The sequence below is a fragment of the Neisseria sp. CP9 genome (genome assembly GCF_047758525.1).
Classification (GTDB): domain Bacteria; phylum Pseudomonadota; class Gammaproteobacteria; order Burkholderiales; family Neisseriaceae; genus Neisseria.
The window spans coordinates 2887906-2911919 of sequence record NZ_CP180502.1 but is presented as its reverse complement, the minus strand read 5'-3'; the positions used below and the strand labels follow the sequence as shown (position 1 = coordinate 2911919).

At 50.9% G+C, this 24014-nt stretch carries 24 protein-coding genes; 13 read left to right on the top strand and 11 right to left on the bottom strand.

The features are described from left to right. The first annotated feature begins 128 nt into the window (after positions 1 to 128). The 5 genes from aceF to ACMYUL_RS14130 all read left to right on the top strand — a co-directional run bounded on the left by aceF (position 129) and on the right by ACMYUL_RS14130 (position 6502). Positions 129 to 1742 carry a dihydrolipoyllysine-residue acetyltransferase gene (gene aceF, locus ACMYUL_RS14150; protein ID WP_415771279.1) on the top strand — a complete coding sequence of 538 codons (1614 nt, stop codon included), beginning with the start codon at positions 129 to 131 and terminating at the stop codon, positions 1740 to 1742. A gap of 87 nt (positions 1743 to 1829) precedes the next feature. Next, positions 1830 to 3617, top strand: coding sequence for a dihydrolipoyl dehydrogenase (gene lpdA, locus ACMYUL_RS14145; RefSeq protein ID WP_415771277.1), 1788 nt, complete (start codon positions 1830 to 1832; stop codon positions 3615 to 3617). 653 nt (positions 3618 to 4270) lie between these two features. Then, positions 4271 to 4978: a tRNA (guanosine(46)-N7)-methyltransferase TrmB gene (gene trmB / locus ACMYUL_RS14140; protein ID WP_003767951.1), complete on the top strand. Its 708-nt coding sequence runs from the start codon at positions 4271 to 4273 to the stop codon at positions 4976 to 4978. A 19-nt stretch (positions 4979 to 4997) separates the two neighbouring features. Continuing rightward, on the top strand, positions 4998 to 5627 hold the full coding sequence (locus ACMYUL_RS14135) for a riboflavin synthase subunit alpha (protein WP_415771275.1): 630 nt from the start codon (positions 4998 to 5000) through the stop codon (positions 5625 to 5627). An 8-nt stretch (positions 5628 to 5635) separates the two neighbouring features. Beyond that, positions 5636 to 6502: an ATP-binding protein gene (locus tag ACMYUL_RS14130; RefSeq protein WP_415771273.1), complete on the top strand. Its 867-nt coding sequence runs from the start codon at positions 5636 to 5638 to the stop codon at positions 6500 to 6502. Positions 6503 to 6679: 177 nt separating this feature from the next. On the opposite strand, the gene ACMYUL_RS14125 is transcribed toward ACMYUL_RS14130, so the two are convergent. Next, a complete protein-coding gene (locus ACMYUL_RS14125) occupies positions 6680 to 7108 on the bottom strand; it encodes a Spy/CpxP family protein refolding chaperone (protein WP_415771271.1) in 429 nt (142 codons plus the stop codon). Positions 7109 to 7363: 255 nt separating this feature from the next. Here ACMYUL_RS14125 and rpe point away from each other — a divergent pair, with 255 nt between their 5' ends. Then, complete coding sequence (rpe, locus tag ACMYUL_RS14120; protein WP_415771269.1) at positions 7364 to 8047, top strand: ribulose-phosphate 3-epimerase; 684 nt, start codon at positions 7364 to 7366, stop codon at positions 8045 to 8047. Between the two features lie 268 nt (positions 8048 to 8315). Here rpe and ruvB read toward each other — a convergent pair whose 3' ends face one another. From ruvB to ACMYUL_RS14090, 6 genes are all read right to left on the bottom strand, one after another. Further along, on the bottom strand, positions 8316 to 9347 hold the full coding sequence (ruvB, locus tag ACMYUL_RS14115) for a Holliday junction branch migration DNA helicase RuvB (protein WP_415772985.1): 1032 nt from the start codon (positions 9345 to 9347) through the stop codon (positions 8316 to 8318). Positions 9348 to 9418: 71 nt separating this feature from the next. Next, positions 9419 to 9727 carry a hypothetical protein gene (locus ACMYUL_RS14110; RefSeq protein WP_415771267.1) on the bottom strand — a complete coding sequence of 103 codons (309 nt, stop codon included), beginning with the start codon at positions 9725 to 9727 and terminating at the stop codon, positions 9419 to 9421. Positions 9728 to 9789: 62 nt separating this feature from the next. Further along, positions 9790 to 10428, bottom strand: coding sequence for a hypothetical protein (locus ACMYUL_RS14105; RefSeq protein WP_415771265.1), 639 nt, complete (start codon positions 10426 to 10428; stop codon positions 9790 to 9792). Continuing rightward, on the bottom strand, positions 10428 to 11675 hold the full coding sequence (locus ACMYUL_RS14100; RefSeq protein ID WP_415772983.1) for a multifunctional CCA addition/repair protein: 1248 nt from the start codon (positions 11673 to 11675) through the stop codon (positions 10428 to 10430). The genes ACMYUL_RS14105 and ACMYUL_RS14100 overlap by 1 nt, the downstream gene beginning before the upstream one ends. Positions 11676 to 11868: 193 nt before the next feature. Continuing rightward, positions 11869 to 12828 carry an SPFH domain-containing protein gene (locus ACMYUL_RS14095; RefSeq protein ID WP_415771263.1) on the bottom strand — a complete coding sequence of 320 codons (960 nt, stop codon included), beginning with the start codon at positions 12826 to 12828 and terminating at the stop codon, positions 11869 to 11871. Positions 12829 to 12930: 102 nt separating this feature from the next. Next, the gene (locus ACMYUL_RS14090) at positions 12931 to 13338 is read right to left on the bottom strand and encodes an NfeD family protein (protein WP_415771262.1); all 408 of its coding nucleotides are present in this window, start codon (positions 13336 to 13338) and stop codon (positions 12931 to 12933) included. 180 nt (positions 13339 to 13518) lie between these two features. Here ACMYUL_RS14090 and ung point away from each other — a divergent pair, with 180 nt between their 5' ends. Both ung and ACMYUL_RS14080 read left to right on the top strand, forming a co-directional pair. Next, positions 13519 to 14178: a uracil-DNA glycosylase gene (gene ung / locus ACMYUL_RS14085; RefSeq protein ID WP_415771260.1), complete on the top strand. Its 660-nt coding sequence runs from the start codon at positions 13519 to 13521 to the stop codon at positions 14176 to 14178. Positions 14179 to 14288: 110 nt separating this feature from the next. Continuing rightward, positions 14289 to 14786, top strand: a complete 498-nt coding sequence (locus ACMYUL_RS14080) for a YbhB/YbcL family Raf kinase inhibitor-like protein (RefSeq protein WP_415771258.1) — start codon at positions 14289 to 14291, stop codon at positions 14784 to 14786. A gap of 59 nt (positions 14787 to 14845) precedes the next feature. On the opposite strand, the gene lipA is transcribed toward ACMYUL_RS14080, so the two are convergent. The 3 genes from lipA to ACMYUL_RS14065 are packed head-to-tail and all read right to left on the bottom strand — an operon-like array spanning position 14846 to position 16717. Further along, positions 14846 to 15832 carry a lipoyl synthase gene (lipA, locus tag ACMYUL_RS14075; RefSeq protein ID WP_019271297.1) on the bottom strand — a complete coding sequence of 329 codons (987 nt, stop codon included), beginning with the start codon at positions 15830 to 15832 and terminating at the stop codon, positions 14846 to 14848. Continuing rightward, on the bottom strand, positions 15832 to 16449 hold the full coding sequence (gene lipB, locus ACMYUL_RS14070; protein ID WP_209283213.1) for a lipoyl(octanoyl) transferase LipB: 618 nt from the start codon (positions 16447 to 16449) through the stop codon (positions 15832 to 15834). Before lipB ends, lipA begins: the two co-directional genes overlap by 1 nt. A 1-nt stretch (position 16450) precedes the next feature. Further along, entirely contained in the window at positions 16451 to 16717 is a 267-nt protein-coding gene (locus tag ACMYUL_RS14065) for a YbeD family protein (RefSeq protein ID WP_209283212.1), read from the bottom strand. Between the two features lie 200 nt (positions 16718 to 16917). On the opposite strand from ACMYUL_RS14065, the gene lon reads away from it, so the two are divergent. The 4 genes from lon (at position 16918) to thrB (ending at position 21716) form a co-directional block, all read left to right on the top strand. Continuing rightward, on the top strand, positions 16918 to 19380 hold the full coding sequence (lon, locus tag ACMYUL_RS14060; protein WP_415771255.1) for an endopeptidase La: 2463 nt from the start codon (positions 16918 to 16920) through the stop codon (positions 19378 to 19380). A 184-nt stretch (positions 19381 to 19564) separates the two neighbouring features. Then, on the top strand, positions 19565 to 19834 hold the full coding sequence (locus tag ACMYUL_RS14055) for an HU family DNA-binding protein (protein ID WP_003677477.1): 270 nt from the start codon (positions 19565 to 19567) through the stop codon (positions 19832 to 19834). A 279-nt stretch (positions 19835 to 20113) separates the two neighbouring features. Continuing rightward, positions 20114 to 20647, top strand: coding sequence for an inorganic diphosphatase (locus ACMYUL_RS14050; protein ID WP_415772981.1), 534 nt, complete (start codon positions 20114 to 20116; stop codon positions 20645 to 20647). A gap of 151 nt (positions 20648 to 20798) precedes the next feature. Next, positions 20799 to 21716, top strand: coding sequence for a homoserine kinase (gene thrB / locus ACMYUL_RS14045; RefSeq protein WP_415771253.1), 918 nt, complete (start codon positions 20799 to 20801; stop codon positions 21714 to 21716). Between the two features lie 410 nt (positions 21717 to 22126). Here thrB and ACMYUL_RS14040 read toward each other — a convergent pair whose 3' ends face one another. Beyond that, positions 22127 to 22942: an RNA methyltransferase gene (locus ACMYUL_RS14040; protein ID WP_415771251.1), complete on the bottom strand. Its 816-nt coding sequence runs from the start codon at positions 22940 to 22942 to the stop codon at positions 22127 to 22129. 183 nt (positions 22943 to 23125) lie between these two features. On the opposite strand from ACMYUL_RS14040, the gene ACMYUL_RS14035 reads away from it, so the two are divergent. Beyond that, positions 23126 to 23911 carry an inositol monophosphatase family protein gene (locus ACMYUL_RS14035; RefSeq protein ID WP_415771249.1) on the top strand — a complete coding sequence of 262 codons (786 nt, stop codon included), beginning with the start codon at positions 23126 to 23128 and terminating at the stop codon, positions 23909 to 23911. Positions 23912 to 24014 lie beyond the last annotated feature (103 nt).

Here is a 24014-nt window from a genome sequence, read left to right as displayed (position 1 = left end):
GTCGTGCAAAAGGTTCGAAGCGCAGAAAAGTTGTCTTGGAAATGGTTATCCGTGCCGGAAAACATAAGTGATGTCGTCTGAAACTGTTTTTCAGACGACCTCAAACCGAAATCATCAAAGGAACTCAAATGAGTATCGTAGAAATCAAAGTACCCGATATTGGCGGTCATGAAAACGTCGATATCATCGCAGTAGAAGTCAAAGCGGGCGACACCATCGCCGTTGACGACACCCTGATTACACTGGAAACCGACAAAGCCACTATGGACGTACCTGCCGATGCAGCAGGGGTTGTGAAAGAAGTGAAAGTCAAAGTCGGCGACAAAATCTCCGAAGGCGGCGTGATTCTGACCGTTGAAACCGGTGCTGCCGCAGCTGAAGCCGCTCCGGCTCCTGCGGCTGAAGCACAACCTGCACCTGCCGCTGCACCCGCTGCCGCTCCTGCAGGCGGTGCAACCGTTCAAGTAGCCGTTCCTGACATTGGCGGTCATACTGATGTAGATGTAATCGCCGTTGAAATCAAAGTGGGCGACACCGTTGCCGAAGACGACACGCTGATTACTTTGGAAACCGACAAAGCGACCATGGACGTACCTTGTACGGCTGCCGGTGTCGTTAAAGCCGTATTCCTGAAAGTTGGTGACAAAGTATCTGAAGGTACTGCCATTATCGAAGTGGAAACCGCCGGTTCTGTCGCCGCTCCCGCTCCTGCTCAAGCCGCCGCACCGGCAGCAGCACCTGCTCCAGCTGCCGCGCCTGCCGCAGCTCCGGCTCCTGTTGCCGCTCCTGCACCTGCCGCTGCCGAAATCGACGAAGCCGCTTTCGCCAAAGCACACGCCGGTCCTTCCGCACGCAAACTGGCACGTGAATTGGGCGTAGATTTGGGTCAAGTCAAAGGTACCGGCTTGAAAGGCCGTATCATGGGCGACGACATTAAAGCCTTTGTGAAATCTGTAATGCAAGGCGGTGCGGCGAAACCTGCTGCTGCCGGTGCATCTTTGGGCGGCGGTCTGGATTTGCTGCCGTGGCCTAAAGTGGACTTCTCCAAATTCGGTAATGTCGAAGTTAAAGAGTTGTCCCGCATTAAGAAAATTTCCGGTCAAAACCTGTCCCGCAACTGGGTAGTCATCCCGCACGTTACCGTTCACGAAGAAGCGGACATGACCGAACTGGAAGAATTCCGCAAACAGCTGAACAAAGAATGGGAACGCGAAGGCGTGAAACTGTCTCCGTTGGCGTTCATCATCAAAGCCTCCGTTTCCGCACTGAAAGCCTTCCCTGAATTTAACGCTTCTTTGGACGGCGACAATCTGGTGCTGAAAAACTACTTCAATATCGGTTTCGCAGCCGATACGCCGAACGGCTTGGTTGTTCCCGTCATCAAAGACGTGGATCAAAAAGGTCTGAAAGAAATCAGTCAAGAGCTGACCGAATTGTCTAAAAAAGCCCGCGAAGGCAAGCTCAAACCGCAAGAAATGCAAGGCGCCTGCTTTACCATTTCCAGCTTGGGCGGCATCGGCGGTACAGGCTTCACTCCGATTGTGAACGCACCTGAAGTCGCTATTTTGGGCGTGTGCAAATCCCAAATCAAACCGGTTTGGAACGGCAAAGAGTTCGCTCCGCGCCTGATGTGTCCGTTGAGCCTGTCCTTCGACCACCGCGTTATCGACGGTGCCGCCGGTATGCGCTTCACCGTATTCCTGGCGAACCTGTTGAAAGACTTCCGCCGCATTACCCTGTAATCCGAGCGTATTTCAGACGGCCTTCGGCACACAACCCGACAGGTCGTCTGAAAACAGAAGTCCGAATATCATTCAGAAAGATTAGACATGAGCTTAGTTGAATTGAAAGTGCCCGACATTGGCGGACACGAAAATGTAGATATTATTGCGGTTGAAGTGAACGTAGGCGACACCATCGCCGTTGACGATACCCTGATTACCTTGGAAACCGACAAAGCGACGATGGACGTGCCTGCCGAAGTTGCTGGCGTCGTCAAAGAAGTCAAAGTCAAAGTCGGCGACAAAATCTCCGAAGGCGGCTTGATTGTAGTCGTTGAAGCCGAAGGCGCGGCTGCCGCTCCTAAAGCCGAAGCACCTGCTGCCGCTCCTGCGCAAGAAGCCCCCAAAGCTGCCGCTCCTGCACCGCAAGCGGCGCAATTCGGCGGTTCTGCCGATGCTGAGTACGACGTGGTCGTATTGGGTGGCGGTCCCGGTGGTTACTCCGCTGCATTCGCCGCTGCTGACGAAGGCCTGAAAGTTGCCATCGTCGAGCGTTACAAAACCTTGGGCGGCGTTTGCTTGAACGTCGGCTGTATCCCTTCCAAAGCCTTGTTGCACAACGCTGCCGTTATCGACGAAGTACGCCATTTGGCTGCCAACGGCATCAAATACCCCGAGCCTGAACTCGACATCGACATGCTGCGCGGCTATAAAGACGGCGTGGTTTCCCGCCTGACTACCGGTTTGGCAGGTATGGCTAAAGGCCGCAAAGTAGACGTTATCCAAGGCGACGGTCAATTCTTGGATCCGCACCACTTGGAAGTATCACTGACTACCGGCGACGTGTACGAGCAAGCTACGCCTACTGGCGAGAAAAAAATCGTTGCGTTCAAAAACTGTATCATTGCTGCGGGCAGCCGCGTAACCAAGCTGCCGTTTATCCCTGAAGATCCGCGCATCATCGATTCCAGCGGCGCTTTGGCTCTGAAAGAAGTACCGGGCAAACTGCTGATTATCGGTGGCGGTATTATCGGCCTCGAGATGGGTACGGTTTACAGCACGCTGGGTTCGCGCCTCGACGTCGTTGAGATGATGGACGGTCTGATGCAAGGTGCAGACCGCGATTTGGTGAAAGTATGGCAAAAACAAAACGAATACCGTTTTGACAACATCATGATTAACACCAAAACCGTTGCAGTCGAGCCGAAAGAAGACGGCGTCTACGTTACCTTCGAAGGTGCGAACGCGCCGAAAGAGCCGCAACGCTACGATGCCGTATTGGTTGCTGCCGGTCGTGCGCCTAACGGCAAACTCATCAGCGCCGAAAAAGCAGGCGTTGCCGTAACCGACCGCGGCTTCATCGAAGTCGATAAACAAATGCGTACCAATGTGCCGCACATCTACGCCATCGGCGACATCGTCGGTCAGCCTATGCTGGCGCACAAAGCCGTTCATGAAGGCCACGTTGCCGCTGAAAACTGCGCCGGACACAAAGCCTACTTCGATGCCCGCGTGATTCCGGGCGTGGCTTACACCGCTCCTGAAGTGGCATGGGTTGGCGAAACCGAATTGTCTGCCAAAGCATCCGGCCGCAAAATCACCAAAGCCAACTTCCCGTGGGCCGCTTCCGGCCGTGCAATTGCCAACGGTTGCGATACCGGCTTCACCAAGCTGATTTTTGATGCCGAAACCGGCCGTATCATCGGCGGCGGTATCGTTGGTCCGAACGGTGGTGATATGATTGGCGAAATCTGTCTGGCAATCGAAATGGGTTGCGACGCGGCAGACATCGGCAAAACCATCCATCCGCACCCGACCTTGGGCGAATCCATCGGTATGGCTGCCGAAGTGGCGCTGGGTACTTGTACCGACCTGCCGGCTCAAAAGAAAAAATAAGTGTATTCAGTCAGTTGAATTAAACTGCTGACGCTGCATTTATCAGTCAAAGGTCGTCTGAATCTTTCAGACGACCTTTTCGTCAAACAGCATGGCATCAGTAATAGTGATTTCATTAACGATATAGTGGATTAAATTTAAATCAGGACAAGGCGACGAAGCCGCAGACAGTACAGATAGTACGGCAAGGCGAGGCAACGCCGTACTGGTTCAAAGGTAATCCACTATATAATGGATGAGCAAGAATGCGTGCCTAAGCTCCAAGTCAACCATTTAGTCATGCTTTAAAACAGTAAGCAAACAAATTCGGCAGGATTGATACTGTCAGCGGCTTGGCTCATGTTTATTCATCAACGATAAAAACAAACCGAGACCTTTGCAATAACATAAGTTACTAAAATTTTATGCTCAATCCCATTTTCAAAATGCAAAACCTTTCTGATTTTCCTACTTTTTGCCTAATATTAGGAAGATTTTAGTCAATTGAAATTTTTTGGCGCATTTTTATGCGTTAAATTTCGTTAAAAGACTATTTTTGCAAAGGTCTCAAACCGTTTAACGGTTGACCCCATACATTCAGAGGTCGTCTGAAACCATATTGAAGAATTTTCAGACGACCTTTCCCCAGTTTTATCAGATACAAGAAATAATTTATGAACGAAATAACTCCGGATTCCACCGTTCCTGAAGCGCACAAACGCTCCATCCGCAGCTTTGTGTTGCGCCAAGGGCATATGACTGCGGCGCAGCAGCGTGCCATTGATACAATGTGGCCGCAGTTTGGCATCGATTACCAAGATTCTGTGTTGGATTTGAATCAGCGTTTCGGCAGCGACCGTCCCAAGGTGTTGGAAATCGGTTTCGGAATGGGTGTGGCGACTGTTGAAATTGCCAAGCGCCTGCCTGATACCGACTTTTTGGCGATTGATGTACACGGTCCCGGCGTCGGCAACATTCTGAAATTGATTGAAGAAGAACACATCGGCAATATCCGTGTAATGCGGCACGATGCGGTCGAAGTGGTGGAAAATATGCTTTCAGACGACGTGCTCGACGGCATCCACATTTTCTTTCCCGACCCTTGGCACAAAAAACGCCATAACAAACGCCGCTTGGTACAAACGCCGTTTGTGCAGAAACTGCTGCCCAAGCTGAAAGTTGGCGGCTATATCCATCTGGCGACCGACTGGGAAGAATACGCGCAGCAGATGCTGGAAGTGTTGAGTGGTTTTGACAATTTGCAAAATACCGCCGCCGATTACGCGCCTACGCCCGACTACCGTCCCGAAACGAAATTTGAAGCCCGCGGCAAACGTTTGGGGCACGGCGTTTGGGATTTGGTTTTCAAACGCATCAAATAAACCGATTGGAGAATCTCCCATGTTTACAGGTATCGTCCAAGGTGTCGGCGAAATCATCGCTATCCGCGAACCGTCCGCCGATTTCCGTACCCATGTCGTCAAACTGCCCGATGGGATGACCGAGCATCTGCAAATCGGCGCATCCGTCGCCAACAACGGCTGCTGCCTGACCATTACCCAAATCGACGGCGATACGGTCAGCTTTGATTTGATGAAAGAAACCTTGGAAAAGACCAATTTAGGTCGTCTGAAAACGGGAGATGCCGTTAATCTCGAACGTGCCGCCCGTTTCGGCAATGAAATTGGCGGACACGTCATGAGTGGGCATATCATGACGACTACGCAGATTACGCGGATAGAACGCAGCGAGTTTAACCGCACAGTATGGTTTGCACTGCCGACTGAACTCAAACCCTATATTTTGAGCAAAGGCTTTGTCGGCTTGGACGGTTGCAGCCTGACCATAGGCGATGTTGCCGAAACGGAATTCAATGTCCATCTGATTCCGGAAACTTTGACGCGCACTTTGTTCGGCAGCCGGAAAGAGGGCGACGTCATCAATATCGAAGTCGATCCGCAAACCCAAGCCGTTGTCGATACCGTGATGCGTGTGATGGCGCAGCAAAATCCTGTTACATCAGAACAATAGGGATATATATGAAACTTGCCGCCTTTTTGCAAAAAGCCTATTCCGTTTTGAACCGTCTTGATTTGGTGTTGCCCGAAGAACCCGGCAAAACCGACTGGAGCGCTTTGGCATACCGTTGGCACAGCGTTGGTAAAAAAGGGATTTTGGAGAGCCTGCCAAACCCGCATACATTCCCGCTTGACCGTCTGGCTGCCGTCGGGACGCAAACCGAAAAGCTCAAACGCAATACCGAGCAGTTTTTGGCAGGCCGATCTGCGAATAATGTTTTGATGAGCGGCTCGCGCGGAACGGGCAAATCCTCGCTAGTCAAAGCCCTGTTGCACGAATATGCCGAGCAAGGGCTGCGTCTGATTGAAGTTGATAAGAGCGATTTGGTCAGCCTGCCCGCGCTGCTTTTTTTGCTGAAAGACCGTCCCGAAAAATTCATCGTATTCTGCGATGACCTATCGTTTGAAACCGGTGATGAAACCTACAAAGCCCTGAAAACCGCATTGGACGGCGGTTTGTCGCAAAGATGCAGCAACGTGTTGGTGTACGCGACGTCCAACCGGCGCCACCTGATGCCTGAATATATGGATGAAAATATCGGGACAACGGGCATACGCGGCGAAATTCATCAAAAAGAAGCTGTTGAAGAAAAAATTTCCCTGTCCGACCGTTTCGGTTTGTGGTTGAGTTTTTATCCGTTTGATCAAAACGACTACCTCCAAGCGGTTGAAAATTGGTTGGATGATTTCGGCGTGGATTTTGATGAAACGGCACACAAGGCGGCATTGCAATGGGCGCAAATGCGCGGCAACCGCTCGGGACGTTCGGCTTGGCAGTTTGCGTGCGATTGGGCAGGGCGTTTGCCGGAACAACGGGTTTTGGATTGAGTTTTTGGGAAATAGGTCTGCCGTACTGAAATCTGTGGGAGGATAAGGGTAGGGAAAGCCTTTTCCGGTTCAATTGCTTCCGGCCGCATCGCTTTGAATCGCCATATCGTTTAAAAGGTCGTCTGAAACAGGATTTCAGACGACCTTTTTGTACGGACCAATCAGGAAAGCGATATGTCAGCGAAGGCAGGAAGAGAGCCAAATCTGGCGTTGGCGCGGATTGAGCAGGTGGTAGAAACGGTGTTGGATTTCCAATTCTTCCACGGCGAAGTCCATGCTCGACAAGTAGCGGGTTTCGACATAATCGCGGGCGTTGTTTTGATCGAAATTATCTGCCGCAAGGATTTTCATAATGACTTGGCGGCGGTTACGGTCTGTGCGGACGAGTTTGCGGTATGCCTTGTCCGATGCCTGTTTGTAATCATTACGGATACGGCGCAAAGCATTGTGTTGGTCTTGCGTCAGATTAAGGGAGCGGATGTCGCAATTGGCTTGAAAATCGTCCAGCTTGATATATTGGGGGCCGGCGTGCGCTTGACCGACAGCCGCCAGCAGCGCAACCGATAATGCACAGAGGGGTAAATAAGATTTGAATCCGACAGACACAGCGTTTTCCTAGTTTCCGTAACCGCGCAAATATACCCGATTAGCGTGTGAAAGGCAGTATCCCTCCAGTTAACTTTTGTTAACTTCATATCTTTATTTTATTTCTGACAAAACATATCCTTAACCTATAATTATTTATGCATATGCTTACTTTTGTTAAATATTAATAATGCATAGTTAGTGTTGCGTGAGGCGTTGGTGGTAGAATATGAAAAATTATCCGTTTATCAAACCACACCATCCGACTGGATTTCTATGAACCACAATTTCCGTATTGCGCCCAGTATCTTATCCGCCGATTTTGCCCGTTTGGGTGAAGAAGTAACGAAAGTTATCGAAGCGGGAGCCGATTTGATTCATTTCGACGTGATGGACAATCATTATGTGCCGAATCTGACTTTCGGCCCTATGGTCTGCGCAGCGTTGAAGCCTTATGTCACCGTGCCGATTGATGTGCATCTGATGGTCGAACCCGTTGACGATCTGATTCAGTCATTTGCCAAAGCAGGGGCGACGATTATCACGTTTCATCCCGAAGCCAGCCGCCATATCGACCGCAGCCTCAGCCTGATTAAAGATGCGGGCTGTCAGGCAGGATTGGTGTTGAATCCGGCCACTCCCGCCTACGTTTTGGAAAACGTATTGGACAGGTTGGACATGGTATTGTTGATGTCGGTCAACCCCGGTTTCGGCGGACAAAGCTTCATCCCGCACACCCTTGAAAAAATCCGTCAAGTTCGGGCGATGTTGGATCAGTACGAAGCGCAAAGCGGGCGGCACATCGCCATCGAAGTGGACGGCGGCATCAAAACCGACAATATCGCCGCCGTTGCGGCGGCGGGTGCCGATACTTTTGTGGCAGGTTCCGCCATCTTTGGCAAGCCGGACTATAAGGCGGTGATTGATGCCATGAGGAAGGAATTGGCTTCTGTGGCCTAATGTGCTGAACTGCTTGGCAAATCGTTTCCCAATTTTTATAGTGGATTAAATTTAAACCAGTACGGCGTTGCCTCGCCTTGCCGTACTAGCTGTACTGTCTGCGGCTTCGTCGCCTTGTCCTGATTTAAATTTAATCCACTATATATCATTTCGGGCTTGATTGCCTTGCTCTGCCTTGAAGCCTATCCGCACCAATTACGCTGATAACAAAAGGTCGTCTGAAAACCAAAAATCCGGTTTCAGACGACCTTTCTTCATTTCAATACGCTTATTTTTCCATTTTCAAGCCGAAGTGCAGGTAGGCGCGTTCGGTGGCCATTCTGCCGCGCGGGGTGCGTTGCAGGAAGCCTTGTTGGATGAGGTAGGGTTCGATAACGTCTTCGATGGTGTCCGTGGATTCGCCGATGGCGGCGGCAACGTTGTCGAGGCCGACGGGACCGCCGCTGAATTTGTGCAGGATGGCTTCGAGGAATTTTCTGTCCATGACGTCCAAACCTTGCGCGTCCACATCCAGCATACTTAAAGCGGCATCGGCGACGGTGGCATCGATTACGCCGTTGTTTTTCACATCGGCAAAATCGCGTACGCGGCGCAGCAGGCGGTTGGCGATGCGGGGTGTACCGCGGCTGCGTTTGGCGACTTCCATTGCGCCTTCTTCGCCCATGTCGAGTTGCAGTAATTGTGCGGAACGGCTGACGATGGTGGCAAGGTCTTGATTTTGGTAAAACTCCAAGCGGGCAACGATACCGAAGCGGTCGCGCAGAGGGTTGGTCAGCATACCTGCGCGGGTGGTCGCGCCGACGAGCGTGAAGGGTGGCAGGTCGATTTTGACGGAACGGGCGGCAGGGCCTTCGCCTATCATGATGTCGAGCTGGTAGTCTTCGAGCGCGGGGTAGAGGATTTCTTCGACGACAGGGCTGAGGCGGTGGATTTCGTCAATGAACAATACGTCGTGCGGCTCGAGATTGGTCAGAAGGGCAGCAAGGTCGCCGGCGCGTTCGAGGACGGGGCCGCTGGTTTGGCGCAGGTTGACGCCCAGCTCTTTGGCGATGATGTGCGCCAGCGTGGTTTTGCCCAGTCCGGGCGGGCCGAAGAGTAGGGTGTGGTCTAGGGCTTCGCCGCGTTTTTTGGCGGCTTGGATGAAGATGGCGAGCTGTTCTTTGGCTTTGTCTTGCCCGATATAGTCGTCCAGCGTTTTAGGGCGCAGGGCGCGCTCGAGCAGCTCTTCCTGCGAGGAGATGCTTTGGGCGGTGATGATGCGCTGGGGCTGGGCGGCGGTCAGGTTGTCGGTTTGCAGCATGGGTTTTCCGGTGGGTTCGGGGTCGTCTGAAAAGCGGTTTGCCGTTTTCAGACGACCTTTTTGAAAGGGATTCAGCCGCGTGTTTCGCGCCAAACGAGGTAATCGCGCAGGGGCGGCATGGGCGGGTTGATGCAGTGGGGGCAGATGCCTGTGGTGTCTTCGTCGTCGCTGTCGATGTGGTAGGCGTTGGGGTCGAAGCGCACCTGCTGCATCACCGCCTGCGCCAATGCCTGCGCCTGAACGACGTCGAAGGTGAATTTTTCGAGGATTTCGTTCAGCAGGCGGATTTCACCTTCGCTGAATTCTACGCTGTGTTTGAGGATGAGGCGTTGGTAATCTTCGTTGTTGATTTTAAGCAATAAATCGGTCTGAATGGTCATGATTTTTATGGTTGGACTAAATAGCTGAGAGGCAGATTATAGCGGATATGGCGGCGGCTGTTTCAAAGGTCGTCTGAAAGTTGACGGGCTTTAGCGGATGCTGGGATAAACCTGTTCAATTCAGTATTGATTATCTGAGCATCACGGCTGTCAAAAAAATCGCCGATAAGTATGGTTTTTTTCTGATAATCGAAAGACCATGCGCCTTGTTTGCATTTTTGGATACGTAAGATATTGGGAATATCGTTTTTTGGTTGTTTTATACCATTTTGGTAGTAGTTTTTGTTTGGGTACTCAGCTTCCCTTTCTCTTGCAACAGGAGCTTTGGGAATATTGTCACGAAACTGCCATTCGGAGATTTCTGACAGCGGGAAACTACGCCAACGCCCAATGGAGAACAAGGTATAACCATGAGACAGGGTATGGTTACGGATCTTGATGTTTTCACGTACGAAAAGTTGCCAAAGAAGGTCGTAAACCAGTGAGCCGACTAGGTAGAAAGTAAAAAGTATATGGATAAGAATTATTATTGGATCAGTGAAATAATGCTCTTCAAGGTAAAACGGCGCGATGCATGTAAGAGCAAAAGAAAGTATAAGAAATAGAGCGGTAGAGCCAATTTCCTGCAAGTCATGTACAACACGCGCAGACACAGTAATGCTGTCGGGCGCGCGTTCGATTTTATAACGTGAAGATGTCATCAATAGCTTCCTAATCTTTCTGTCTTATACGCTTTTTGCAGCGGGGCGATTTGTGCCAACCGCGCCCGGTCGATTTCTTCGGCGATAAGGTGCGCTTTTTCCTGCGCGCGGCATTCGGCGGCGATTTTGCCCGAATCCACTTTGTTGGCGGCTTCGAGCAGGGCGAGCCAGTGCGCGCGTTGCGGGTAGGGAGCGTTTTCGCGGTTCAGGCGGCCTTGTTTGTCGGCAATGCAGACGTTTAAGGCAGCGGCGAAGCGTTCGGGTCGTCTGAAAGCATCGGTTTTTTTCAAAACGCTTAAGATAGTTTTGTTTTTGAACTGCTCGACTTGGTGGAACATGATGTGCCAGCGGCAGACCAGTTCGGCAAGCTCGGCGCAGTGTTTTGGCGCGCGCAGCTTCTGATTGACTTCGCGTACGGGTTCGACGCCGGCGAGGTCGTGTCCGTGGTGTTTGGGCAGGATGTCGGGCGGGGTTTTGGCTTTGCCCAAGTCGTGCAGCAGGGCGGCGTAGCGTTCAGGCAGGCTCAGCCCCATATCGGCGGTACGTTGCAGCGTCATCAGGGTATGGATGCCGCTGTCGATTTCGGGATGATAGTCGGCGCGTTGCGGCACGCCGAAGAGGGCATCGACTTCGGGCAGCAAGACTTTGAGCGCGCCGCATTCGCGCAACACTTCAATCATTCTGCGCGGATTTTTTTCCATCAAACCTTTCGCCAACTCCTGCCAGACGCGCTCGGCGACCAAAGCGTCCGCTTCGCCGTTTTCTACCATTTGCCGCATCAGTTTCATGGTTTCTTCAGCGATTTCAAACCCGTAGCGCGCGGCAAAGCGGGCGGTACGCAGGATGCGGACGGGGTCTTCGGCAAATGCGGGCGAGACGTGGCGCAAAATACCTGCCGCCAAATCCTGTTGTCCGCCGAAAGGGTCGATGATGAGGTCGTCTGAATCCTGCGCCATTGCGTTGATGGTCAGGTCGCGGCGCATCAAATCCTGCTCCAGCGTAACGTCTTTATCGGCGTGAAAACTGAATCCGGCATAGCCCTTGGCGGTTTTGCGTTCGGTACGGGCGAGGGCGTATTCTTCGTGGGTTTCGGGGTGGAGGAACACGGGAAAATCTTTGCCGACCGGCTGGAAGCCTTGCGCCAACATAGTTTGCGCGTCAGCACCGACGACCACCCAGTCGCGGTCTTTGACAGGCAAACCTAAAAGATAATCGCGGACGGCGCCGCCGACGAGGTAGGTTTTGATGGTGTGTGTTTTCTGAGTCATTGAATTGGTCTTTGGTAACAATCAGAATGTCTTGAAGCATGGTCAGATGGGCATTCTGTCTGCCATCATGTGAATAAAGGTCGTCTGAAAAACGGTTTGGCGAAATTCGCTCTTTATTCTAGCGAAACGCATTGCACTCGTTTTCAGACGACCTTATGGCAAAACGTAAGGTTTATTTTGCCGCTTTGTTGCCGTCGACAATCTTCAGTCCGGCTGAAACCAGGCTGCCGATGTCAGCCACGTTGGCAGGCATAATCAGAGTTGTGCTTTCTTTTGCCAAATTGCTGAATGCTTCGACATATTGCTCGGCAACTTTCAGGTTGACGGCTTCGGAGCCACCTTCTGCGCGGACAGCCTCGGCGATTTTGCGGATGGCGTCGGCGTTGGCTTCGGCAACCAGGCGCAAGGCTTCGGCTTCACCTTGTGCGCGGTTGATGCGGGCGATTTTTTCACCGTTCGACGCGTTGATAGCGGCTTGCGCTTCACCTTCAGACTGTTGGATTTCCGCTTCGCGCTGACCGCTGGCAAGGTTGATTTGCTCGATTTTGCGGCCTTCGGATTCGGCGATACGGGCACGTTTTTCACGTTCGGCGGTAATTTGCGCCTGCATAGAACGCAGAATTTCTTGCGGCGGAACCAAGTCTTTGATTTCGTAACGCAATACTTTCACGCCCCATGCGCCTGCCGCTTCGTCGAGCGCGGAAACGACGATGCTGTTGATTTCGTCGCGCTCTTCAAACGTTTTATCCAACTCCATGCGGCCGATAACCGAACGCAGCGTGGTTTGGGCGAGCTGGGTAATCGCCATGATGTAGTTGCTGGAGCCGTAGGAAGCGAGTTTCGGATCGGTTACTTGGAAATAGATAATGCCGTCAACGGTAAGCTGGGTGTTGTCGCGGGTGATACAAACTTGGCTGGGAACGTCCAAAGGCACTTCTTTGAGCGAGTGGCGGTAGGCAACGCGGTCAACGAAAGGAATCAGGATGTTCAGACCGGCGGTCAGCGCGTTGTGAAATCTGCCGAGGCGTTCAACGACGTAAACTTCCTGCTGCGGCACGACGATAAAGGCTTTGAAGCCGAAAATTACGACGACAAGCAACAGGATGACGGGGAAACTGTATAAAAATTCCATTGTTTTTTCCTTATGCGGTGAGAGCAAAGATTAATATTAATAGATGAATATTTTCAGGAAGGGTAATCAATTCGCCCATGATGCTCCTTTCGATTTTATCAATCAATTTAAACGAATGAGTAAAACATTACCGTTTTTACCGGTAATCACGGCGGTAGAGGTCGTCTGAACGGCATCGGCATTTTCAGCCTGCGCCTGCCAGTGCGTTCCCCGATAAGCAACTTCATAGCAATCGCCGTGAAGGCGCTGGAGGATATGAACGGTCTGTCCGATGTCCAAATCATCGTTCAGCTCCTGACGAGGCGCAGTTTTTTTGAACTTGCCGTGTACCAGCCAGATACCAGCGGCGGACAAAACGGCTGCCGCAGCAACAGCAATCGAATTATTACCGGTCAGCCAATACACCAATCCCGCGCCGAACAAAGCCGCGCTGACAACCAAGAGATATACAGTACCGACAAACAGCTCGACAATCAGGACGGCGGCGGCAACGATAAACCAAGTAGTCATATAGATTCCTTAAGATTCGGGTGGGACAGGCTCAATCATAACGGCACAACGGCTGACTGACAATTCAATCATGACAATATTTTATTTGATGCGTCAGGAGGAAATGGAAGGTCGGCAGAAAAGGCGTCATCTCCATTTTGCTGCGTTATAATCATTTTTCACGATCATGAAGGCATCAATATGCAAACTTGGCACGAAGCAATCGGCTCGGAAAAGTCCGAACCCTATTTCCAACACATCATCGAAACCGTCAAAAAAGAGCGCGGCATGGGACGGATTATCTATCCGCCTGCCGAAGATGTGTTCAACGCCTTTAAGGCAACCGAATTTGGTAACGTCAAAGTCGTGATTTTGGGGCAAGACCCGTATCACGGCGCAGGGCAGGCGCACGGTTTGGCGTTTTCCGTCCGTGAAGGCATAGCCGTCCCGCCCTCGTTGGTCAATATTTACAAAGAGTTGGCGGACGACATCGAAGGCTTCCGTATCCCGCAACACGGCTATCTGCAACATTGGGCGGAGCAGGGCGTTTTACTGCTCAATACCGTCCTCACCGTCCGCGCGGGACAGGCGCATTCCCATGCCACATTGGGTTGGGAACGCTTTACCGACGAAGTGGTCAACCAAATCAACCAAAACCGCGAACACGTTGTCTTCATGCTTTGGGGCAGCCACGCGCAGAAAAAAGGCGCATTTATTGACCGCAGCCGCCATCTCGTCCTTAGCGCGCCACACCCCTCGCCGTTGTCCGCCTATCGCGGCTTCTTCGGCTGCAAACACTTTTCCCGCGCCAATGCCTATTTGCAGGAAAACGGGATAACGCCGATAGACTGGCAGGTATAAAAACAGGTCGTCTGAAAACAGCAGCCATAGCAAACCGGACAATCCACCCGCCGTCTGAACAAGCCTTCCTTTTTCAGACGACCCCTTTCCCAACCCCACAGGAGAACACTATGCAGGTAACGACTTCAGCCATTGTCAACGGCGAATTTGAAGACAAATACGGCAAGCGCGGCAGCCAGTTCAGTCCGAACAATATGCCGACTTACTCCATCCCCTTTGAAATCAGCGGCGCGCCCGAAGGTACGAAATTCTTTGCCGTCGTTTTGGAAGACAAAGACGCCATTACCGCTAGCGGATTCGTGTGGACACATTGGCTGATTGCCGACCTCAAGCGCACCTCCGTTGCCGAAAACGAAAGCCTGACCGCCACTGACTACACGCAAGGCGCAAACAGTTGGGCGAGCCTGTTGGGCAAGTTGGACATCGAAGAAGCCACAGGCTACGGCGGCATGTATCCGCCCAACTGCCGCCACCGCTACGAACTCATCGTTTACGCACTCGACACCGTATTAAACCTGCCGCGCGGCTTCCGCTTCAACGACCTGCACTTTGCCATGCAGGGACATATCTTAGGCAGCGCAAGCGTGATGGGAACGTATGACGTATAAAGTTTAAGCCGCTTGTTTGAAAAAAGGTCGTCTGAAAATTTTCAGACGACCTTTTGTTATCAGTGATGGCCGCAACCGCCGCCATGGCTTTCGCGTAATGCTTCGGCAGCCTGCTCGTCGGCATGGTAGCTTGAGCGGACCATGGCGCCGATGGCGGCGTTGGTGAAGCCCAGTTCGTACGCTTCTTTTTCAAAGATTTTGAACTGGTCGGGCGTGACGTAACGCAAGACGGGCAGGTGTCCGTCTGAAGGCTGGAGGTACTGGCCGATGGTAATCATCTCGATATTGTGCGCCCGCATATCGCGCATGATTTCGCGTACGTCTTCGTCTGTTTCGCCCAAGCCGACCATGATGCCGGATTTGGTCGGAATGTGCGGCATCATTTCTTTGTAGCGGCGCAGCAGGTCGAGGGAGTGCTGATAGTTGGCACCCGGACGGGCTTTTTTGTACAGGCTCGGATGTGTTTCCAAGTTGTGGTTCATCACGTCGGGCGGAGTTTCGGCAAGGATTTTCAGTGCGATGTCCAAACGGCCGCGGAAGTCGGGAACGAGAATTTCGATTTTGGTGTTCGGACTGGTTTCGCGGATGGCTTTGATGCAGTCGGCGAAATGCTGTGCGCCGCCGTCGCGCAGGTCGTCGCGGTCAACGGAGGTGATGACGACGTAACGCAGGTTCATGGCTTTGACGGATTCTGCGAGGTTTTTCGGTTCGTCAGGGTCGAGCATATTTGGACGACCGTGTCCTACGTCGCAGAACGGGCAGCGTCGGGTACAAATGTCGCCCATAATCATGAAGGTCGCTGTGCCTTTGCTGAAACATTCGCCGATATTCGGGCAGGAGGCTTCTTCGCAAACGGTGTGCATTTTTTGTTCGCGTAAAATGTCTTTGATTTCAAAGAATTTGCGTGAAGGCAGCTTGGCGCGTATCCATTCGGGCTTTTTCAGTTTTTCCTGAAGGGGGACGACTTTGATGGGGATGCGGGCGGTTTTGTCCGCGCCTTTGAGTTTGACGCCGCGTTTGGGATCGTCAACTTTGATTTCGCTCATTAATTGTTCGCTTTCGGTGTGAGTTGTGTCTCGAGGTGTGCGGTCAGTTTTTGTGCAACCTCGTCCAAGGTGGGGCAGGGTTGGACAAAATCCGCGATTTGGGTCATTTCCATGCCGGCATAGCCGCAGGGGTTGATGTGGGTAAACGGGCTTAGGTCCATGTTTACGTTTAATGCCAGACCGTGATAGACGGAACCGTCTTTGATACGCAAGCCGAGTGAGGCGATTTTACGCTCGCCGACATAAACGCCGGGACGTTTCGGGTCTGCCGCCGCTTCGATGCCGTATTCCGCCAACGTGGCGATGATGCTGTTTTCAAGTGCGGAAACGATGTTGCGGACGCTGGTTTTGCGACGTTTGAAGTTGATCATGGTGTAGATGACCAACTGGCCGGGACCGTGGTAGGTGATTTGTCCGCCTCGGTCGATTTGGACGACGGGTATGTCGTCGCGAATCAGGAGATGCTCCGGTTTGCCCGCCAAGCCTTGCGTGAAGACGGGCGGATGCTCAACCACCCATAATTCGTCTTCGGTATGTTCGTCGCGGGCTGCGTTGAACACTTTCATGGCTTCGAAAGTCGGCTGGTACTCGACCATGCCTTTATGCACGATTTTCATATCAGTACACTACTTTCACCATTTCGTGATCGGTCAGGGCGCGGTAGATTTTGTCTAATTGCTCTTTGCTTTCGACGTTTACTTTGATAGTCGCGCCGGTATAGTTGCCCTTGCTGCTCTGGCGGGTGGTGATGTGGTGAGGTTCAGTATCGGGCGCGTGTTGGCGGACGGTTTCCAAGATGTTTTTTTCAAATTCGGGATGCGCGTTGCCCATGACTTTGATGGGGAATTGGCAGGGGAATTCGATTAGTGAGGTTTGGTCGGTCATGGCTGACTCCTGATGTGCTGTATGCCGAGAGGTCGTCTGAAAGTTTTCCAGCCTTTCAGACGACCTCGAATGGCGTGTATTTTATCGCAAAAAGTTGTCGATAAAAATAGAAGCGTACATCGGCTTTTTCAAGTCTTGAAATACGCTTTTCCATCCCAATTTAAGCCACACTCCGAATTTATTACCAAGTAGAGAACAATATGCCGACAAAAGAAAAACATTTTGAGGAATACAGCGCACTGGCAACCCTGCCTTTACGCGATGTCGTCGTTTATCCGCATATGGTGTTGCCGCTGTTTGTAGGCCGCCCGAAATCCATTGCAGCATTGGAAGCGGCAATGGCGAATGACGATCCGGTGTTTTTGCTGGCGCAAATCGACCCGAACACCGAAGATCCGACGGCGTCCGATTTGCACCGTACGGGTACGGTCGCGCAGGTTTTGCAGGTGTTGAAGCTGCCTGATGGCACGGTGAAAGTGTTGGTCGAAGGTATCCGGCGCGGCAGAGTATTGACCATTGAAGAGAGCGGCGGGTTGTTCCTGTCCCATGTCGAAGCTGTCGATGAGTATGCGGATGCGGACAATCCCGATATCGAAGCGATTCGTCGCACGCTGCTTACCCAGTTTGACCAATACGCCAAGTTAAATAAAAAAATCCCTGCCGAAATCATCAATACCATCAACGGTATCGATGATAACAGCCGTTTGGTGGACACCATCGCTGCGCATTTGCAGTTGAAACTGGAGCAGCGCCAACAGATTTTGGAAACCTTTGGCATTATCGGCCGTATGGAGTTTCTGCTTGCACAGTTGGAATCCGAGCTGGACATCATGCAAGTTGAAAAACGCATCCGCGGCCGCGTCAAACGCCAGATGGAAAAATCCCAGCGCGAGTATTATCTGAACGAGCAAGTGAAAGCGATTCAGAAAGAATTGGGCGAAGAAGACGAACGCGGCGAACTGGATGCGTTGGAAGCAAAAATCAAAGAAGCGGGCATGACCAAAGAAGCTGAGGAAAAATGCCTGTCTGAATTGAAAAAGCTCAAAATGATGCCGCCTATGTCTGCGGAATCCACCGTAGTACGCAACTACATCGATACTTTGCTTGAGCTGCCGTGGAAGAAAAAATCCCGCGTCAGCAAAGATATTGCCAAAGCCGATTTGGTGTTGAACGCTGACCATTACGGCTTGGAAAAAGTCAAAGAGCGGATTTTGGAATACCTCGCCGTCCAAAAACGTATGGACAAGCTCAAAGGTCCGATTCTGTGTTTGGTCGGTCCTCCGGGTGTGGGTAAAACCTCTTTAGGAGAATCCATCGCCAAAGCGACAGGTCGCCAATATGTCCGCATGGCTTTAGGCGGCGTGCGCGACGAAAGCGAAATCCGCGGTCATCGCCGCACCTATATCGGCTCTATGCCCGGCAAAATCCTGCAAAACATGGCTAAAGCGGGCGTGAGGAATCCGCTGTTCCTGCTCGACGAAATCGACAAATTGGGCAGCGACTTCCGAGGCGATCCTGCCAGCGCATTGCTTGAGGTGCTTGATCCTGAGCAAAACAACAAGTTTGCCGATCATTATGCGGAAGTGGATTACGACTTGAGCGATGTGATGTTTATTGCTACATCTAATAGTTTGAATATCCCGACCCCGTTGCTCGACCGCATGGAAATCATCCGTTTGTCCGGCTATACCGAAGACGAAAAAATCAATATCGCCATGCAGTATCTCGTGCCGAAACAAATGAAACGCAACGGCGTGAAAGAAGGCGAATTGGTGGTCGAGGAAAGCGCGGTGCGCGATATTATCCGTTATTACACCCGTGAAGCCGGTGTACGTTCGCTCGATCGCGAGATTGCCAAAATCTGTCGTAAGGTGGTGATGCAGATTACCTTGAGCGAAGATAAGAAGAGGTCGTCTGAAACCAAGAAAACCAGCAAAGCCAAGCCTAAAGCGGTTAAAGTCAATGAGAAAAACCTGCATGACTACTTGGGCGTGCGCCGCTTCGATTACGGCGTTGCCGAAAGTGAAAACCGCATCGGACAGGTTACCGGTTTGGCGTGGACGGAAGTCGGCGGTGAATTGCTGACTGTCGAAGCCGTGGCGTTGCCGGGTAAGGGCGTGATTCAGTGTACCGGCCAGTTGGGTGATGTGATGAAGGAATCTGTCTCCGCAGCATGGTCTGTTGTCCGTTCCCGTGCAGAATCAGTGGGTTTGGCTCCTGATTTTTACGAGAAAAAAGACATCCATGTTCACGTTCCAGAAGGCGCAACGCCGAAAGACGGTCCGAGTGCAGGTATCGCCATGACCTTGGCGATGGTATCTGCCTTCACCAAAATTCCGGTGCGCGCCGATGTGGCAATGACAGGCGAAATCACCCTGCGCGGCGAAGTTTTGCCAATCGGCGGTTTAAAGGAAAAACTGTTGGCTGCCTTGCGCGGTAGCATCAAACACGTCCTGATTCCGAAAGACAACGTCAAAGACTTGGAAGAAATCCCTGAAAACGTGAAAACCGGCCTGACCATCCATCCGGTCAAATGGATAGACGAAGTCCTCGCTTTGGGCTTGGAAAGTCAGCCGACACCTTGGGTTGCGCCTTTAAGTACCGAAGAGGCGCAGGTTGAAGCCGCCAAGCCTAAGTCAAGGGCGAAAGCGACCAAACACTGATTTTGTAAAAAATGTGTTGCAAAAGATGCGGGTTTGCCTTGAAAGCCTGTAAAATAGGGCAATTCCGCATTTTTTGCTTGACACGGTATTTTCAGAATTGCTATAAAGCGCAAAGGTACTTAAAAGTACGAAGCCCCGAGTATTAGGGCATTTCATTATTTTCAACGATAGGAAGGGACTGATTGTGAATAAGTCTGAATTGATCGAAGCAATTGCTCAAGAAGCCGGCATTTCTAAAGCTGCCGCCCAAAAAGCTCTGGATGCCACTACCAATGCTGTAACCAACGCTCTGAAAAAAGGCGACACCGTAACTCTGGTCGGTTTCGGTACTTTCTACGTTGGCGAACGCGCAGAACGTCAAGGCCGCAACCCTAAAACCGGCGAGCCTCTGACCATCGCTGCTGCTAAAACTCCTAAATTCCGTGCCGGTAAAGCATTGAAAGATGCCCTGTAAGCATAGATAGGCATTAAGCCTGATAAAAATCGACTCCGATATAGGAGTCGATTTTTATTTTGTGCTGTTTTTGTACATTTAACATAGAAATAAATCTAGAAATAAATCGAATAAAATTTGTAAGCAATGCCGCCTCGTGCCGTTATGTTCATGGTTTTGAGATGTTCGGAAGAATTTTGACGTCATAAATTAGGCGTAAAGCGATACATTTCCAGAAATGTCTTTTGTTTGTTATACTTTCGGCGTTTAACTTTTGCAATTGTTTATAAGGAGCGCAAAATGGCAGATTTTAATAAAATCTTGACGCCGGGTGATGTCGATGGCGGCATTATTAATGTTGTGAACGAAATTCCTGCAGGCAGCAATCATAAAATCGAATGGAACCGCAAATTAGCGGCTTTCCAACTCGACCGTGTTGAACCTGCAATTTTTTCTAAACCTACAAACTACGGTTTTATCCCTCAGACTTTAGACGAAGATGGCGATGAATTGGATGTCTTGTTGGTGACAGAGCAGCCATTGGCAACCGGCATTTTTCTGGAAGCGCGCGTCATCGGCGTGATGAAATTTGTTGATGATGGCGAGGTTGACGATAAAATCGTTTGCGTTCCTGCCGATGACCGCAATAATGGCAATGCGTATAAAACATTGTCTGATTTGCCGCAACAATTAATCAAGCAAATCGAATTCCATTTCAACCACTACAAAGACTTGAAAAAAGCAGGTACGACCAAAGTCGAATCTTGGGGTGATGTTGAAGAAGCGAAACAAGTCATTAAAGAATCGATCGAGCGTTGGCATAAACAAGCTTAATTGAGATCAACAAGCAAAAGGTCGTCTGAAAATATTTTCAGACGAGCTTTTTGTTTTTTATGACTATGGCGCGAGCTTGGCGTTTGCCTGTTTGGCAGGGGAATTTTTTGGTATGATTGCCCCTTATATTTTCTATTGATAGGTTTGCACTATGTCTGTCTATACAAGTGTTTCTGATGAGGAAATGCGGGCGTTTTTGACCCAATACGATTTGGGCGGTTTTGTATCGTTGCAGGGAATTGCGCAGGGGATTACGAACAGCAATTATTTTTTGACCACCACGACGGGGCGTTACGTTTTAACGGTATTCGAGGTATTGAAGCAAGAGGAGTTGCCGTTTTTTCTGGAATTGAGCCGGCATCTGAGTAGCAATGGCGTGGCTTGTCCTGCTCCGATTGTGCGCAAGGATGGTAAGCTGGATTCTGTCTTGGTAGGCAAACCTGCCTGTCTGGTTACTTGCCTGAATGGCTCGGATACCGGCTGGGCAACGGAAATGCAATGCTTCAATACAGGGGCCATGTTGGCAAAAATGCATATTGCCGGACAAAGTTTCCCGCAAAAAATGGTCAATCCGCGTTACGACCGTTGGTGGCATGATGCTTGCGGTCAGCTTTTGCCGGTATTGAGTGAAGATGATGCGGCTTTGCTGCAAAAGGAGATTGCTGATTTAGATGGTAATCTGGGTAATCATCTGCCTTCAGGCATTATCCATGCCGATTTGTTTAAGGATAATGTTTTATTGGATGGGGAGAAGGTGGCAGGCTTTATCGATTTTTACTATGCCTGCAACGGAAATTTTATGTATGACCTGGCTATTGCCGTCAATGATTGGGCAAGAACAGCGGAGAACAAGCTGGATAGTTCCTTGCAAGATGCTTTTATCAGGGGGTATGAAAGCATCAGGCCTTTGTCTGATGAAGAACGCGAATATTTCCCGATTGCCCAAAGAGCGGGTTGTATCCGGTTTTGGGTGTCGCGTCTTTTAGACTTTCACTTTCCGCAAACCGGTGAAATGACGTTTATTAAAGATCCCAATGCTTTTAGAGATTTGTTGCTGAGTTTGAATTGATACATATGCAGTAATACTTGGTATTTGAAATGTAATGTATAGTGGATTAACTTTAAACCAGTACGGCGTTGCCTCGCCTTGCCGTACTATCTGTACTGTCTGAGACCTTTGCAAAAATAGTCTGTTAACGAAATTTGACGCATAAAAATGTGCCAAAAAATTTTCAATTGACTAAAACCTTCCTAATATTGAGCAAAAAGTAGGAAAAATCAGAAAGGTTTTGAATTTTGAAAATGAGATTGAGCATAAAATTTTAGTAACCTATGTTATTGCAAAGGTCTCTGTCTGTGGCTTCGTCGCCTTGTCCTGATTTAAATTTAATCTACTATATATTTGGTCTTAAAATTGCCCCCGAAGTTGGATGGGATGTCCGACTTTTAGGGTGCAGTTCTATTTTTCAGACGACCTTTTCAGTCTTTATTCTTCAAGCAATGGCTGACGGTATTGAAAAAGCCGCGCAGGATGTCGATGTCTTCGGTTTGCGTGTTGGCGCGGCCGAACAGGCTTTGCATTCGGCGCATCAGGCGTTCGCTGTTGCGGCGGTTGAAGAAGCCGATGTCGTCCATGACGCTTTCCATGTGGGCGACCATGCCTTTGATTTGCTCGTGGGTGGCGGCGTGGTCTTCCTGTTGCAGGTGGGTCATGGGCATATCGGTCTGACTGAATATTTCATAACACACGACCTGAACGGCTTGGGCGAGGTTGAGCGAGAAATAGTCGGGGTTGCCGTTGATGGTCATCAGGCGGTTGCACGCCCGTACTTCTTCAATGCTCAAGCCGAAGGTTTCGTTGCCGAAGACGAGGGCAACTTGTTCTCCGCGTTGTGCCGCCTGCAATAATTCGGGAACCAGTTCGCGCGGGGTTTGCAGCGGGGCGGTGATTTCGCGGCGGCGGCTGGTAAGGGCGCAGGCAAGTGTGGTGTCGGCGAGTGCTTTGTCAAGCGTAGCGGCAATGACGGCGGTGTGCAATACGTCTGCCGCGCCGGAAGCAAGGATGAAACTTTCCTCCGGCAGTTGGAAGTCTTGCGGGTTTTCGGGATTGAAAACGGGCGGCTGCCCGGTCATCGGCGTGGACATTAAATTCGGGGCGACGATGGTGAGTTTGTGCAGCCCCATGGTTTTCATAGCACGGGCGGCAGAGCCGATATTGGCGGGATGGCTGGTGCGGGTGAGGATGATGCGGATGTTGCCGAGATAGTCGGGCAATTCGGGCTTGGCTGAAGTCATGTTTTGTTTTCGGTTTGTTCGGGAATCGGGTATAATACGCCATCTTTTTGTTTTCAGACGACCTTTCGCCTTTGAGCTTGAGAGGTCGTCTGAAATGTTCTTTAACAACGTCGGAAACGTGCAAACGTTGCGTCCGGTGCAGATGCGCCGGACGGTATTTTACCTGATTTAGAAAGAAAACCCATGAATCCGTTTTTAAATACCGCTTTCAAAGCCGCCCGTAAAGCCGGGCAGATGATGATCCGCGCAAGCGGCAATCTGGATGCCGTCAAAGTTGACAGCAAGGCATTCAACGATTTTGTTTCCGACGTTGACCGCAATTCCGAGATGATTTTGGTGGAAGCGCTTAAAGAAGCCTATCCGCATCACAAAATCACTTGCGAAGAAGGCGGCTCCCACGGCAAAGCCTCTGCGGAATACGAATGGATTATCGATCCGCTCGACGGCACGACCAACTTCTTACACGGCCATCCCCAATACGCGATTTCTATGGCGCTGCTGCACAAAGGCGTGTTGCAGGAAGCTTTGGTGTACGCACCTGAGCGCAACGACGTTTACATGGCTTCGCGCGGCAAAGGCGCGTTGCTCAACGACCGCCGTATCCGCGTTTCTTCACGCATTGAGTTGAACCGCTGCTTGATCGGTACCGGCTTCCCTGTCGTTGATCAAAGCATGATGGACAAGTATCTGGCTATTTTGAAAGACTTTTTGGCAAGAACGGCCGGAGGCCGCAGAGAAGGCGCGGCTTCGTTGGATTTGTGCGCCGTAGCGGCCGGCCGTTTGGACGGTTTCTTCGAGTTCAACCTCAAACCTTGGGATATTGCTGCAGGCGCGCTGATTGTGCAGGAGGCGGGTGGTATCGTTACCGATATGTCCGGCAATGAAGGCTGGCTGGAAAGCGGCGATATTGTGGCAGCCAATCCGAAAGTACTGGCGCAAATGTTGCAAATCATTGGCGGACATCTGTAAACAGGAGGTCGTTTTCAGACGACCTTTTGCTCGTTTTTAATACGGTGTCGTGATTTAGCAATAGTAGGAATATCATCCATGTTACTTTCAGGAGCAGATAACT